The sequence below is a fragment of the Aerococcaceae bacterium DSM 111021 genome, from assembly GCA_020112395.1.
Taxonomy (GTDB): Bacteria; Bacillota; Bacilli; order Lactobacillales; family Aerococcaceae; genus Ruoffia.
This window is the reverse complement of record JACCEK010000002.1, coordinates 240,973-255,545: the sequence shown is the minus strand read 5'-3', so window position 1 is coordinate 255,545 and position 14,573 is coordinate 240,973. Positions and strand designations below refer to the sequence as shown.

General features: G+C 31.7%; 16 protein-coding genes. All 16 read left to right on the top strand.

Annotated elements, in window-relative coordinates; all coding sequences use genetic code 11:
- The first annotated feature begins 1 nt into the window (after nt 1).
- On the top strand, nt 2–1,231 hold the full coding sequence (locus tag HYQ40_07370) for a glycosyltransferase (GenBank protein MBZ6527597.1): 1,230 nt from the start codon (nt 2–4) through the stop codon (nt 1,229–1,231).
- A 4-nt stretch (nt 1,232–1,235) separates the two neighbouring features.
- The gene (locus HYQ40_07365; protein MBZ6527596.1) at nt 1,236–2,156 is read left to right on the top strand and encodes a sugar transferase; all 921 of its coding nucleotides are present in this window, start codon (nt 1,236–1,238) and stop codon (nt 2,154–2,156) included.
- Nucleotides 2,157–2,279: 123 nt separating this feature from the next.
- Entirely contained in the window at nt 2,280–3,761 is a 1,482-nt protein-coding gene (locus HYQ40_07360) for a polysaccharide biosynthesis C-terminal domain-containing protein (GenBank protein ID MBZ6527595.1), read from the top strand.
- Nucleotides 3,762–3,970: 209 nt separating this feature from the next.
- Nucleotides 3,971–4,828 carry a glycosyltransferase gene (locus tag HYQ40_07355; GenBank protein MBZ6527594.1) on the top strand — a complete coding sequence of 286 codons (858 nt, stop codon included), beginning with the start codon at nt 3,971–3,973 and terminating at the stop codon, nt 4,826–4,828.
- Between the two features lie 241 nt (nt 4,829–5,069).
- Nucleotides 5,070–6,152, top strand: a complete 1,083-nt coding sequence (locus HYQ40_07350) for an EpsG family protein (protein ID MBZ6527593.1) — start codon at nt 5,070–5,072, stop codon at nt 6,150–6,152.
- A gap of 285 nt (nt 6,153–6,437) precedes the next feature.
- Nucleotides 6,438–6,746 (top strand): hypothetical protein, encoded by a 309-nt coding sequence (locus HYQ40_07345; GenBank protein ID MBZ6527592.1) that lies wholly within the window; start codon nt 6,438–6,440, stop codon nt 6,744–6,746.
- Nucleotides 6,733–7,533 carry a hypothetical protein gene (locus tag HYQ40_07340; protein ID MBZ6527591.1) on the top strand — a complete coding sequence of 267 codons (801 nt, stop codon included), beginning with the start codon at nt 6,733–6,735 and terminating at the stop codon, nt 7,531–7,533. Before HYQ40_07345 ends, HYQ40_07340 begins: the two co-directional genes overlap by 14 nt.
- Nucleotides 7,533–8,267: a nucleotidyltransferase family protein gene (locus HYQ40_07335; protein ID MBZ6527590.1), complete on the top strand. Its 735-nt coding sequence runs from the start codon at nt 7,533–7,535 to the stop codon at nt 8,265–8,267. Before HYQ40_07340 ends, HYQ40_07335 begins: the two co-directional genes overlap by 1 nt.
- A 160-nt stretch (nt 8,268–8,427) precedes the next feature.
- Nucleotides 8,428–9,597, top strand: coding sequence for a nucleotide sugar dehydrogenase (locus HYQ40_07330; protein MBZ6527589.1), 1,170 nt, complete (start codon nt 8,428–8,430; stop codon nt 9,595–9,597).
- A 62-nt stretch (nt 9,598–9,659) separates the two neighbouring features.
- Entirely contained in the window at nt 9,660–10,532 is an 873-nt protein-coding gene (galU, locus tag HYQ40_07325; GenBank protein MBZ6527588.1) for a UTP--glucose-1-phosphate uridylyltransferase GalU, read from the top strand.
- Nucleotides 10,533–10,823: 291 nt separating this feature from the next.
- On the top strand, nt 10,824–10,988 hold the full coding sequence (locus HYQ40_07320) for a hypothetical protein (GenBank protein MBZ6527587.1): 165 nt from the start codon (nt 10,824–10,826) through the stop codon (nt 10,986–10,988).
- Nucleotides 10,989–11,814: 826 nt separating this feature from the next.
- Nucleotides 11,815–12,066, top strand: a complete 252-nt coding sequence (locus HYQ40_07315; GenBank protein ID MBZ6527586.1) for a helix-turn-helix transcriptional regulator — start codon at nt 11,815–11,817, stop codon at nt 12,064–12,066.
- Between the two features lie 95 nt (nt 12,067–12,161).
- On the top strand, nt 12,162–13,079 hold the full coding sequence (locus HYQ40_07310) for a DnaD domain protein (GenBank protein MBZ6527585.1): 918 nt from the start codon (nt 12,162–12,164) through the stop codon (nt 13,077–13,079).
- A 178-nt stretch (nt 13,080–13,257) separates the two neighbouring features.
- On the top strand, nt 13,258–13,830 hold the full coding sequence (locus HYQ40_07305) for a sigma-70 family RNA polymerase sigma factor (GenBank protein ID MBZ6527584.1): 573 nt from the start codon (nt 13,258–13,260) through the stop codon (nt 13,828–13,830).
- Between the two features lie 42 nt (nt 13,831–13,872).
- On the top strand, nt 13,873–14,073 hold the full coding sequence (locus HYQ40_07300) for a hypothetical protein (protein ID MBZ6527583.1): 201 nt from the start codon (nt 13,873–13,875) through the stop codon (nt 14,071–14,073).
- Nucleotides 14,074–14,110: 37 nt separating this feature from the next.
- Complete coding sequence (locus tag HYQ40_07295; GenBank protein MBZ6527582.1) at nt 14,111–14,341, top strand: DUF2922 domain-containing protein; 231 nt, start codon at nt 14,111–14,113, stop codon at nt 14,339–14,341.
- Nucleotides 14,342–14,573: the final 232 nt, after the last annotated feature.

Genomic DNA, 14,573 nt, shown 5'->3' with positions numbered 1-14,573 from the left:
AATGGAAATAACTTTTTTAAGTGGAATATTTACAGAAAAAATGGAAAAAGAAATCCTTAATAAATCAAATGGTCCGGTTCAGTATGCAGCTAATAATTTTCAAAAAAATATTGTAAAGGGATTACATGACAATAATGTTCAGAATGTTAAAGTCATTTCAGCACCATTTATTGGAAGTTATCCAAAAACCTACAAAGACTTTCACTTCAAAGGAGAAAAGTCGGAAACACTCTTAAATTATCCCTTAGCAATTGTTGACTTTATTAATTTATGGGGGTTCAGAAATATCTCAAGAAAGAAAAAAGTATATAATAAATTGTCCAATGAACAAAGTGATGAAAAAAAAATATTGATGATTTATTCCCTACACACACCGTTTGTATCAGCAGCATATGACTTCAAAAAAAAATATCCTGATACTGAAATCTGTTGCATCGTACCGGATTTACCACAATATATGATGTTAAATAAAAATCGGAATAGCTTTTATAGATTTTTTAAATCAATAGATATAAAAATATTGGAACGCAAGCTAAGTTCGATAGATTCATTCGTATTTCTTACAGAAAACATGAATGAGGTCGTGAATACACATAACAAACCATATACTATAGTAGAAGGAATAGTAAGTGATATTAGTGATCAAACACAAAAACATAAAGAAGAAATAAAAGATAGAAAATTTCAAATAGTATACACAGGTACACTTTCTGAAAAATACGGGATACTGAGTTTAGTTGAAGCAGTTTTACAACTAGATTTAAAAGATGTTGTTTTAAAAATTTGTGGACGTGGAGATGCTGAGAAAGAAATAGAGAAGTTGTCAAGAAAACACTCTAATTTAGAATATTATGGACAACTATCAAATAATGAAGCTCGACAAATGCAACAAGAAGCTAACATAGTAGTAAATCCTAGAAAAAATATCGGAGAATATACAAAATATTCATTTCCCTCTAAAAATATGGAATATATGTTAACCGGTAATCCTTTGATTGCATATAAATTAGATGGAATCCCAGAAGAGTATGAAAAATATATTCATTTTGTAGATGATAATACAGTAAAAGCACTCAGTAATAAGATAGAGCAAATATATAATCAAACTGAAGAAGAAAGAAATATTTTTGCTGAAAAAGCAAAAAAATATCTTATAGAGTTCAAAAATCCTAAGATAACTGTGAGAAAAATATTACAATTAATAAATAGCCATAATGATGAAAGAAGGTAAATATATGTTAGCACCAGTAGTTTTATTTGTTTATAATAGACCAGAACATACAAAAAAAACTATAGAAGCTCTTTCAAAAAATACATTAGCAAAAGAAACTGTATTATATATTTTTTCAGATGGAAAAAAGGAAGAAGATAATTCAGATAATGTAGAAAAAACGAGAGCATATATTAAGAGTGGTAAGGATTTAAGTGTCTTTAAAAAAGTGATAATCTCTGAATCACAAACGAATAAAGGTTTAGCAAAATCAATTATTATTGGTGTGACCCAAGTATTAAATGAATATCAAAAAGCAATAGTTATGGAGGATGATTTGATTTCACATCCAAAATTTTTATCGTTTATGAATGCAGCATTAAACGAATATGAAAGATCGGATGATATTTGGTCAATAAGCGGTTATACAATCCCGATAAAAATACCAGAAGATTATCAAAAAGATATATTTATTACCCCTCGAGGATCTAGCTGGGGCTGGGGAACATGGAAAAATGAGTGGGACTTAGTAGATTGGCAAGTGAAAGATTATGCTGAATTTAAGCATGACAGAGCTAAAAGGCATAAATTTAATAGGGGAGGTAGGGATTTAACCTATCTATTAGATGATCAGATGAATGGGAAGGTAGATTCGTGGGCAATAAGATGGTATTATGCTCAGTTTGTTCATAATAAATATACAATATATCCAGTTAATTCATTTATAAAAAATATTGGTTTAGATGGAACTGGAACCCATAGTGGGAAAAACAGAAAATATCGAGTAGAGTTTAGTGAAAGTACAGAGCAATTTAATGATATGAAGTTTAATTTGGAATATCCAGAGTTTGATGAAAAAATATTAAAGAGATTTAGGAAGTATTATCTATCTTACAAAGGATTTATTTATAGAAAAATTAAACATTTAATTGGAAATAATAATTAACTAATAATAATTTTTAGTTAATTATTATTTAGGTCTGTACTAAGAAAAATTTAGATTATGAGAATACCATAAGTTATCTTATAAAGCTAAAATAAATCATATAGAAAAGGAATTCGAAATTAAATGAGTAGTGTAAATAACTTAAAATTAAATACTAAAATATCTTTACTGAATCAAATAGTAGTTTTAATATCAGGTATTATTCTACCACGCTTGATATTAGTGCATTATGGATCAGAAACAAATGGACTTGTAGCTTCAGTAAACCAGTTTTTAGCTATAATTATTTTTTTAGAAATGGGTGTAGGTTCCGTAGTGGAGTCCGCACTGTACAGACCCATAAACGAAAATGACTATTCAAAAATCAATTCTATAATGACTTCTGCAAAGCAATTCTTCAATAGAATTGCTTTGATACTCGTTGCATATGTTGGTTTTTTAGTGATTTTATTTCCTATTCTAGTAGACAGTCCATATGATTATTTTGGCACTGTTTTTTTAATAATAGCAATGTCGATTAGCTCATTTACTCAATATTACTTTGGTATTGTAAACCAGCTATTTTTAAATGCTAATGAAAAAAATTATATACCTTTATTAGTAGCAGTTTTTACAACAACTATAAATATTATAATTACAGCCTTACTTATTGTAAATGGATTTTCAATTCAGCTAGTCAAACTATTGACTAGTTTATTGTTTATGCTAAAACCTTTATATTTATTTTTTTATGTGAAGAAAAACTATGTAATTGATTTTAATATAAAGGATACTAAAAATTCGTTGCCTCAAAAATGGAATGGAGCAGCACAGCATATTGCCTATACTGTAATGAATAGTACAGATACGATATTGTTGACTTTATTCTCTACACTTGAGAATGTCTCAGTTTATTCAGTTTATTTTACAATTTTTAATGGTTTAAAGTTATTAATCACAACTATTTCTGTAGGATTTAAATCGTTCTTTGGTAATTTACTTGTAAAAAATGATTTAGTTGAAGTTAACAATTATTTTACAAGAATAGAGTGGATAATTCATACCCTTGTTACAATTATTTTTGCTATGACATCTGTTTTAATAAATTCATTTATAAGTTTATATACAGCTGGTATTAACGATGTTAATTATATTAATCCAATTTTTTCTACAATTCTAATCATATCAAATGCTATATTCTGCTTAAGAGTACCTTATAATGCTATGATTTTTGCGGGAGGACATTTTAAAGAAACTCAGAGAAGTTCATTTTTAGAAGCGAGCATTAATATAGTAATATCGTTAATTTTAATCAGGCGTATGGACCTTATTGGGGTAGCATTGGGAACATTAATTGCCACTTTATATAGAACAATTTATTTAGTATTATATTTATCAAAAAATTTAACAAAAAGAAAAATTAGTATTTTTATAAAACAAATATGTGTAAATATTATTATTTTTATATTAATAATAATAACTAGTACACTGCTGCCTAAAGATTCTACGACTTATTTTGAATGGATAATTAATGCATCTCTTTTAGGAATGATATCTATAGCGATTTCCTTATTAGTGAATTTCATATTTTATAAAGAAATAGTTGTTAATTTAATAAAAAAATGAAAAATATGTTTTACAGAATATAAATCATAATAGAAGTATCAAATATGATTAGAAATTAAAATGGAATTTGGTTGTTTGCTCCATAGAAAAATGGTTGAGTTATATTAAGAGAATAAAAGGAGAAAAAATTGAAAAATAAAATAAAAACTGACTTTCCTTTATTATATGAGTTCTTATATAGATTGAGGAATTTTAAGAATAAAAAAACAATGTCCGAATATAAAAAATATAATATTAATCAACAAAAAGCAGAGATAGCTACTATATTTAAAAAAAGAACAGGACAAAATTTAGATTGGGAAAACTTAGTAACTTATAATGAAAAAATGCAATGGGCTAAATTATTTGATAAAAACCCTCTTAAGACAAGACTCTCTGATAAGTATTTAGTTAGAGAATGGGTTGAAAATAAAATTGGAAGTGAATATTTAATTGATTTATTAGGTGTTTGGAATAATTTTGAAGAGATTGAATTTGATGAATTGCCTAATAAATTTGTGTTAAAAACAACAAACGCTTCAGCTACAAATGTAATTGTACATGACAAAAAAAAGGTTAAAAAAATTGGACTTAAATTTAAATTTAACAGATGGTTAAAGTCAGATCATGCTTTATTGTCATTTGAATTACATTATTCCGATATACAGCCTAAAATCATTGCTGAGAAATTTATAAATGATAGTAATAATCAATTAAATGATTATAGATTTTTATGTTTTGCTGGTAAACCGTATTATTGTACTTTTGACGATGGTTCCCATGAAGGTCATCATAGAAATATTTATGATATGGAGTGGAATATTCAAGATTTCCAACAAGGTAATTTTACAAATACTGAAACTCAAATACCCAAACCAAAGAATTTTGACAAAATGATTGAAATTGCTACCATTTTGTCTGAAGGTTTCCCGCATGTAAGAGTTGATTTATACAATGTAGATGGGAAAATTTATTTTGGAGAAATGACATTTACTAATTCTAGTGGTTTTCAATTGATTACCCCTCATAAAATTAACGAAGAATTAGGACAATTATGGGAATTACCGACTGAAGATATAATAGAATAACAATAATTTTACATGAATATACAATGTATTTTAAAGAGAAATACGCTAAAGAATTGTATGTTTTTTGAAACTTGTTAATAATACAGAGTCAAACTTAGAGTAGAGTTTCTCAAATATCTTTAGTGTTATTTACTCATTAAATATTATATTAAATTTCAATAGTGTAAATGTTCAATATTGACTAATAATGATTTACTCTAAATTAATATAATAAGTTGTTAATGAAGGGATGTTATATTTAATGGTGATGTACATATTTGTTAATATATCAATCATTTTTTTTGGTTTTTATATTACTTTAATTAATGAAAAAAAATATATGGATATCGAAAAAAAACAAGCAATTACTTATTTATGTATCATTTTTATGTTTTTATTGTTATTTGTTGTCTCTGCTTTTAGAGGAGATTTTACTACCGATTATAAAAACTATACTTATTTATTTAATTTATATAATCAATTTGATTTTTTTGAAACATTTAAAATAGGGCAAGCACAAGAATTTGGATTTGTATTTTTGAGTAGATTTATTGGTTTGTTCACCGATAATGCGTTATATCTATTTATTGTTACTTCATTTATAATTTTATCTGGCCATTTCAAGCAATTTATTAAGGATTCACCTTACCTATGGTTGAGTATTTTATTGTTTACTACAATAGGTTCTTTTTATACCTCATTTAATATAATACGACAAATATTAGCAGCAACCATAATATTTTCAGGTTCAAAGTATTTATACGAACGAAAAATAATGAAATATATTCTGGTTGTTATAATAGCTTCGCTATTTCATAAAACAGCGTTTATTATGATTCCATTCTATTTTATACTTAACTTTAAATTTAGTTTGAAAAATTTAATTGTAATGTTTTTTGGTGCAAGTATTGTAATGCTTTATTTAAATAGTATTCTTGCTTTTTTCCAAAAATATTTTTATACAATTTATGATGAATCCTCTTACGGTATGACGGGTTTTTCATTTTCAAATGCACTAATACCTTGCACACTATTAATATTTAGTATCATCTATGAAAAAAATATTAATTTTAATAATATTAAAGAAAGAATTTGGTTTAACGCAGTCACATTCTATGCTTTTTTTAATATCTTAGGTTTACAGGTTCAAATGATTGAAAGATTTTCTGAATATTTCGCTCCGTACGCATTATTATTAATACCGCAAATATTCAATAAGATGGTAAGGAATGAGAAGAAAGTTTTATATTTTATAGTTTTACTTATTTTACTTATATTATATAATTTTATAATCTTAAAGGGATCAGGATATGATCCATATTATTTTATTTGGGAAGTTAATTAGACATTATACACCTGTTTAATCATTATAAATTCTCTACTTTAAATATTACTGTGTTGTCGTTATTATTACTTGTCTGATTAGATTAGGTATTAAAAATATTCTTACGCAAAAAACTTAAGCTGGATTAACGTCACAATATATTATTAACTACAAATGACAATATTATGTTAAGAAATTTATTATTGGATTATATGATTAATCATATAAAAAACAATTTAGTAATAAATCTAAGCACTACCCAGTTAAATCTTCGCTTAGAATATATCCCAGTCGTGCTCATTCTGATTGTCAAGGCGCAAAGTAACTGGTATGACTTTAGACGCGAGTGTGTATATGGTTTATGCTCCTCGCGAAGACGGATACATTAATATACGTAGTATCGATTTTCCTGATAAAGAGTACTTCCATCTAACACATGATTTAGAATATATCCCTGGTTTCTGGGGAAATTATATCCGCGGTGCTGTTCAAGCACTTCAACAAGATTATGTCTTAAAAGGTGGACTGAATGCTATGGTCAGTGGGAATCTTCCAATTGGAGGATTGAGTTCCATCTGCTGCTGTTACTACCGCTTACTTAATGGCTCTATGTGAAGTAAATGGAATAGAGTTCACACAATACGACATTATTAAATACAGCCATTGGGTTGAAACAGAGTTTATTGGTTTAAAGAATGGTATTTTAGACCAATCAGCTAATGTGTTAAGCCTGAATAATCAATTGATGGTCATGGATTGCCAAAAATGGGAACATGAGATGATACCTAAAGGAAATGAATTCCCAGAGTTTGAAGTTACAGTAGTTTTTTCCGGTATCACAAAGAATTTAATAGGAACAGACTTTAATAACCGTGTTGATGAAGTTCGTGTAGCGGGTTGGATGCTTCAAGAGATAGAGGGAATGCCACTACCTAAACTAGATGATGTTATGCTCAGAGACATTCCAAGAGAAGTCTATGAAAAGAATAAAGGTCAATTACTAGAACGCTTCAGAAAACGTGCTGCTCATTTCTACACTGAACAAGACCGTGTAGAAAAAGGGGCAGAAGCATGGGCGAATGGAGATATTGAAACCTTTGGGCAATTAATGTTTGAATCAGGTCACAGTTCATTCTACCAACAAGAGTCAGGGATTCCAGAGATGGAGACCATCTATAACATACTGAAAGAAACTGAAGGTGTATACGGTGCTCGACCAAGTGGGGCAGGTTACCGTGGGGCTGTTATTGGTTTGGTTAATCCAGAGTTTAAAGACCAGATTAAAGCTCGTATAGATGAAGTATATCCTAATAAACATCCAGAATATAAAGATGTATATGAAGTGAATTTCTGTAAGACTGATGATGGTGCAAGATTTGTAGATCCAAAGGAGTTTGAATAATGAAGGCAATTGTACTGGCAGCTGGATATGCCACTCGCTTATATCCATTAACTAAGAATCAACCTAAACCACTACTTAAGGTTGGTAATAAAAGTATCTTAGATCATATCATTGAGAAGATGGATAAAGTTGAAGAACTCGATGAAGTCTTTATTGTAACGAACGATAAGTTCTCGACTCACTTTGAAGAATGGAGACAGAATGCTGATTACCGTATCAAACTAACAGTCGTTAATGATGGAACATTATCCAATGAAACTCGTTTGGGTGCTTTAGGGGATATTCAGTACGTCATTGATACACAAGCTGTACAGGATGACTTAATGGTTGTTGCTGGTGATAACTTATTTGGATTTGAATTAACTGACTTTGTTGAATTCTATAAAGAAAAAGATGAGAATATCATTTCTTTATACAAAGAAGAAAATTTAGAACAATTAGTCCGATGTGGAACAGCTGATATTAATGAGCTTGGTGAGATCATTGGTTTTGAAGAGAAGCCAAACACCGTCAATTATCCTTACAGTGTTCCAACATTCTATATTATTAAAGCTGAACATATTGGTCTACTTGCAGATTACATCGAAGAAGGTAATAATGCAGATGCGAATGGAAACTTTATTCCATATCTATTAGAACATGCGAAAGTGTATGGTTATATCTTTGATGAATATCGTTATGATATTGGGACATTGGAAAGTTATGAAGTTGTACAAGAATTATTTGCCGAATAATAGAAGATTTAATTAGCTCAATAGTCATACAAAATGATTATTGAGTTTTTTTATTTAATGATTAGCATTGCTTTGTATAAAGTATTAAATTTAGATATAATGTTAAAGATATGTTAAATTTTTAGCTATTTTGAGCTTATATAAACAAAAGGAGATTGTCATGAATATAACTGTTGTAGGATTAGGATATGTTGGTTTATCAAATGCGGTATTGTTATCACAACACAACAATGTGCGAGCATTAGAATTAAGCCAAGAAAAAGTTGATCAGATTAATGAAGGTAAGTCACCCATAGCTGATAGAGAAATTGAGCACTTCTTAGCTGAGAAAGAATTAAACTTAGAAGCAACAACGGATAGAGACTATGGTTATGGTCACAAACCTGAATTTGTAGTTGTGGCTGCACCAACGGATTACGATGACGAAAAAGATCACTTTAATACAGTCGCTTTAGAGAGTGTATTAGAAGATGCATTAAAGTATGCTCCAGAAGCAACAATTATTATTAAATCGACGATACCAGTGGGTTACACACGTCGAATTAATGAAAAGTATCAGACATCAAATATCATCTTCTCACCTGAATTTTTACGTGAAGGGCAAGCTTTACATGATAATTTATATCCATCGCGTATTATAGTTGGAGATAAATCAGAACGTGGGCAACAATTTGCGGACTTAATGCTTGAAGGTGCTAAAAAAGAAGATGTTGAAGTCTTATTAATGGATTCAACAGAAGCTGAAGCTGTTAAGTTATTCTCTAATACATACTTAGCTTTACGTGTATCGTACTTTAACGAATTAGATACATATGCTGAAACTAAAGGATTAGATACGAAGTCAATTATCGATGGTGTAAGTTTAGACCCACGTATTGGAGATTACTATAATAATCCATCATTTGGTTACGGTGGTTATTGTTTACCAAAAGATACCAAACAAATGCTTGCCAACTACAAGGATGTTCCTAATAACTTAATTCGTGCGATTGTTGATTCAAATGACACACGTAAAGGATTCATTTCTAAACAAGTCTTAGCGAATGACCCTAAAGTTGTAGGTATTCACCGTTTAGCAATGAAGACAAACTCAGATAACTTCCGTCAAGCAGCCATCTTCGATATAATGAAAGAGATTCGTTCTGAAGGAGTAGAAGTTGTTATTTACGAACCAACGATTAAAGAGAACCGTTTTGAAAGTTATCGTATAGTGAATGACATAAGCGAATTCAAAGCAATTACTGATGTAATCTTGGCTAACCGTGTATCAGAAGATATTCAAGATGTGAAGAATAAAGTTTATACGCGTGATGTTTATAACAATAACTAAAATTGTATCAATAACGAGTATAGTTACAATAGAGAAATAAAGAAGATTCCAGGAGGATATACATGTCGAAAGTACGTAAGGCAGTTATACCAGCAGCAGGGCTGGGAACACGTTTTTTACCTGCAACAAAGGCGATTGCTAAAGAGATGTTACCGATAGTAGATAAGCCAACGATTCAGTTTATTGTTGAAGAAGCCATTGCTTCAGGTATCAAAGATATCATTGTTGTAACAGGTAAAGCAAAGCGTCCAATTGAGGATCATTTTGATTCGAACTTTGAATTGGAATATAACTTAAAACAAACAGGTAAAGATGAATTGTTAGCTTTAGTCGAAGAAACAACTGAAATTCGCTTACACTTTATCCGTCAAAAGCGACCTAAAGGATTAGGGGATGCAGTATTACAAGCGAAAACCTTCGTCGGTAATGAGCCATTTGTTGTTATGTTAGGTGATGACATCATGGTAGATGAAGTACCTTTAACAAAGCAATTAATGAATAACTACGATGAGCGTAAAGCATCGACATTAGCAGTCATTCCAGTACCTCATGAAGATACATCTAAGTATGGAGTTATTGAACCTGTTGAAGAAGTATCTGAAGGAATCTATTCAGTGAATTCCTTTGTTGAGAAGCCTGAACCAGAAGATGCGCCAAGTAACTTAGCAATTGTAGGACGTTACTTATTGAAGCCAGAAATCTTTGATATACTTGAGAAACAAGGACCTGGACGTGGTGGTGAGATTCAATTAACCGATGCGATTGATACGTTGAATAAAACACAACGTGTGTTTGCCTTAGAGTTTAAAGGTAAGCGATATGATGTAGGTAATAAGTTAGGTATGTTGGAAGCGAACATTGAGTATGGATTAAAACATCCGGAGTTGAAGGAAGAATTGAAGGATTACTTAACGGCATTGGTGGAGAGTTTTTAGAATTGGAGATTGAATAAATTAAAGCAAAGACAGTTGAAAGTTTAGTCTTTGTGAATGGGGTTGATGACCAGGGAAATGGTTGTCAATCCTATTTGTTTTGGAAACGAATAGATAACTTTTTTCATGGATGGATACGGCGTTGGGAATCGTCCATCTGAGTATTGTGGGTTTTTTAACTAGCAGTGTAGTTCTTTTTACTTGAAGAATGAAAAATACTATTGAATTTAGTTGTGATAGTGTACAATATAGTTAGATAGTCTTAAATGACTAATAAAGATAGGAGGCGATGACATGGCAGTGTTGACAACGAATACTAAGATTAAACCTATGAATTCATCAGATAAGAAAGCAGTTAAAGAAGCGTTTAAAACAGAACATACTATGTCACAAAGTGCGATCCTTAAGTTTAAAAAGAATTCTTTGAGAACTAAAGAAATTAGTATTAAAGTTTTATAGATAAATGTTTGATTTTATATATCACTTCGATGAGAAGCAACTAGCAATGACGCTAGTTGCTTCTTTTTTGTGTATTACAACATCTCAGTTAACAAAGTCGACTATTGAATCGGATTTAATTCAGCTGCCGTAAAAAGGGCTATTTACTCGATTATAGACAAATGGCAGATTATATCCGCCTCCATATTTTGCTAAAAAAACGGATATTTCTTCAAATAACACTTTTTTCTTCGATTTATTTCCCATCAAATCATAAATTTTACTCCCAAAATTAGCGTCGATTGGTATTGACTTTTTCAATACCACCTCAAAACCCTCTATTACTTAAAATTTTAACTATTTACGTTAAATTTACATTAAAATATATTGATTAAAATTTTTATGATTAAATATAAAATTATTAATAAAGTAATTTAATGTTAGTTCAATAAAACCCTTTTTTTAACATATTTAAAATTCACGAACAATAATATAATAAAATATAGTGATATATTGAGAATCATAAACTTTTGAATACTGAAAACCTTATCTTTACTTCGGAGTTACCGAAATGGTAATTTTTTGTTGCTTATAAGATACAATTAACTCCTACTTAACGGTAGTTGACCATAATCATATCGCAATAATTTTACAATTTATTTGACAATTCATCGGCTCGGTTTTACATATTATTATTTCAATTTATTATTATCGGATTGTAAAGTTTATGTAAATTTCACAAAAAATATTGCTTTGTTTTTTATTTAGTTTAATGTTTTAAGTAAGTTAAATATGTCTTTTATATGAAAATATTTAACTAAAAAGATATTGGGAAAAGGAGAATAATATGACAACTATTAATGTCAAGTTATTGAATAAACATATTAGGATGTGCGGCTTGTCCAAGCGCGAATTAGCGAGAAGGACGGGTGTCCATCCCTCAACCATTACCAACATTACACGCGGCCATCGTTATCCAACGTTTCAAGTATTAAAGTTAATGTATCACACATTAGACTTAACAGATCAAGCGTTTTTTGAGATATTCTTTCCCAATAACCTAGTCATGTCACTCAATGAGGAAGAAGAAAATCTATAGACTTATTCAGTCAATATATGATGGGATATTGTTGCATGAAGTTGAATTAATTTGTTGAATTTATCCAAATAAAACACCCAAAGGGGATTATAAATATGGCAAAAGTTAGAGTTGTAAATATATCGTTCTGGCAAGATAGCTTCAAGATGGATCATTACTCTCCAAAAGAACGGTACTTTATGTTATACCTCATGACCAATCCAAAAGCTACACAAGCAGGTATTTATACGCTATCAAAGAAAGTGATGGCCTTTGAAACAGGCTTTGCACTTTCGTATGTCAATGAGCTACTCGATAAATTTATGTATGAATACAAGCACATCATCTTCAATCATGATATTCAAGAGGTAACGCTGATTTCTTCTTTGTCTTACAGTATCTTAAAAGGTGGTAAGCCCGTAACAGACTGTCTTAATAAAGATCTCGACAAAGTTCAAGATACAAGCCTTATGCTTGCGACATATCAACACATGTTGGAGTTCTGGGAATTATCACGCCGCAAGTATGACAAGACGGTCAAGGGAATCTTCGAGACCCATCTTGCTAAAAGGGGAATCTTGAATCTCATGAATGACAATGACAATGACAATGATAAAGAGATTGATAATGACAATGAAAATGAGAATGAGAATGATAATGACAATGAAGAATCGTCCCACGATACGTCTAACGATACGTCTAACGATACGTCCCACGATTCATATCATCCAGTCGATGCCTTAACGCAACTCGTTCGGGAGAAGTTAAACTTAACGGATGACGTCCAAGCCAGACCCATTACGTTTACCGGTGAATTCACTGAGAATGAACTGAATGCCATTAAGAACTTCCGAGGTCGATTACCAGATGATGTGATTCAAATTGCATTAGACCGCTCTGTCGATAAGGTGAATCCGATTATTTATGCTTTAAAGATTATGGAGAATTGGACTCAAGCAGGCGTATCTGACTTAGACGGTGTAAAACGTCATGACCTTAACTTCCAACGCTCTACGAATCCGAACTTATTTTAATTAAATTATTAAGAATGGCTAACTGTCTGACGTTGGTCATTTTTTATTGTCTCAATGTCAATTTCGTTAGCGCCGATTGATACAAAATGTGAACCGATTGGTATATCATTTTATCGATAAGGGTCTTATAATTATAAGTGTCGGAAGTTGCTTTAGAGTTTACAGAGGAGGGTTTTACATGGATTCACACAAACATCAAGAAGAACAATTATTATTGCAATTCGAGCCGTTATTATTCAAGACTTTGGGTCGGTTGAACATCCGTCGGGTGAATGCGGATTATGATGATTTTCTCCAGGAGTTGCGGTTGAAGTTGTTGACGATTGCGGATAAGTTTGATGGGGATCCGTACAAGGAGGATGTGGTTCGGTTCTTAGGCTTTGCGAAACAAGGCTTGTACCGGTACACAATTGACTTGTTGAAGAAGTCGAAACCGAAAGCGGACGTTGTGGGTTCAGATGTCTCTGAACTGAGTGAGCTCCTCCATAGTGACTTGGTGTTTGGGATTAATCCAGAGGTTCAAGAGTTTATTGGACGAGCAAGTGAGGTTTTGTCAGATAAGGAGCGCCGGATTTTTGCCTTGTTGGTTCAAGGGGGTTATACAGGACAGGAGATGGCGGATGAGTTGGGTGTGAGTCGTAAGACAATGAATAAGTATAAGAAGCAGATTCAGGAGAAGTTGGATCCGTTGAAAGATATATTATTATTTGGGGTGACACTTTTGTGTTTGAATTCGTTTATAGGGGTGTAAGTTGTTTGAGCTTACAAGAGCGAAACAAGGAGGAGGGGGATTATGAACAAGGAATTCTTATCTGCGAGTTTAAAGTTCACGACGGTGGATCCGGTGACGGAGAAGAAGACGACTGTGACGTTGAATGATCTAACGGAAGATGCATCAGCAGATGATGTGTCGGCAGTGCGTCAGGCTTTGCAAAGTTTAGTTGATGAGCCGATTGGTACGACTCAAGCTGTTGTGACATATGCCTTTGCTTAAAGGGTGTTGATGATCGAGAAAAGGGGGTGGAATAAACATGGAACAAACAAATAACTTAGAGTTATTATTCAAAGATGCAGCGGGTTCTAGTAAGAAAATCACGTTGCGTAATCCACAGGAGGGGTTGACGTCTCAGGTGGTGCAAGGTGTGTTGGATGTGATTGCTGGAGCGGAGATCTTCGTGGGGGATAACGGAGATACGTATGCGCAGGGTGTTGGTGCGAGGTATGTGCGTCGTACTGTTGAGGATGTGTATGTGGCTGCGTAGGTTGGGTTGAGTGATTATCGGCATTAGATAGTCAGCTTATTACAGTGAGAACGGTTCGGTGACCATAGTGAGACCGACTTCAGCTCAATCACTTCGGCTTTCGCCAAGTGACTGAGCTTTCGTCTCGCTGTTCTACTGATTTCGTATGTCGCTTTGCTCCTACGACTTCATGTGCGTCCAGTCGTCTTTTACACTATGGTACCGCACCGTTCTCACTTTCATAAGCTTGGAC

Coding starts and splice junctions, on each gene's coding strand:
- HYQ40_07340 (MBZ6527591.1), top strand. CDS start 6,733: ATGGCTCTATGTGAAGTAAATGGAATAGAGTTCACACAATACGACATT.
- galU (MBZ6527588.1), top strand. CDS start 9,660: ATGTCGAAAGTACGTAAGGCAGTTATACCAGCAGCAGGGCTGGGAACA.
- HYQ40_07365 (MBZ6527596.1), top strand. CDS start 1,236: ATGTTAGCACCAGTAGTTTTATTTGTTTATAATAGACCAGAACATACA.
- HYQ40_07315 (MBZ6527586.1), top strand. CDS start 11,815: ATGACAACTATTAATGTCAAGTTATTGAATAAACATATTAGGATGTGC.
- HYQ40_07295 (MBZ6527582.1), top strand. CDS start 14,111: ATGGAACAAACAAATAACTTAGAGTTATTATTCAAAGATGCAGCGGGT.
- HYQ40_07310 (MBZ6527585.1), top strand. CDS start 12,162: ATGGCAAAAGTTAGAGTTGTAAATATATCGTTCTGGCAAGATAGCTTC.
- HYQ40_07330 (MBZ6527589.1), top strand. CDS start 8,428: ATGAATATAACTGTTGTAGGATTAGGATATGTTGGTTTATCAAATGCG.
- HYQ40_07305 (MBZ6527584.1), top strand. CDS start 13,258: ATGGATTCACACAAACATCAAGAAGAACAATTATTATTGCAATTCGAG.
- HYQ40_07320 (MBZ6527587.1), top strand. CDS start 10,824: ATGGCAGTGTTGACAACGAATACTAAGATTAAACCTATGAATTCATCA.
- HYQ40_07300 (MBZ6527583.1), top strand. CDS start 13,873: ATGAACAAGGAATTCTTATCTGCGAGTTTAAAGTTCACGACGGTGGAT.
- HYQ40_07350 (MBZ6527593.1), top strand. CDS start 5,070: ATGGTGATGTACATATTTGTTAATATATCAATCATTTTTTTTGGTTTT.
- HYQ40_07355 (MBZ6527594.1), top strand. CDS start 3,971: ATGTCCGAATATAAAAAATATAATATTAATCAACAAAAAGCAGAGATA.
- HYQ40_07335 (MBZ6527590.1), top strand. CDS start 7,533: ATGAAGGCAATTGTACTGGCAGCTGGATATGCCACTCGCTTATATCCA.
- HYQ40_07370 (MBZ6527597.1), top strand. CDS start 2: ATGGAAATAACTTTTTTAAGTGGAATATTTACAGAAAAAATGGAAAAA.
- HYQ40_07360 (MBZ6527595.1), top strand. CDS start 2,280: ATGAGTAGTGTAAATAACTTAAAATTAAATACTAAAATATCTTTACTG.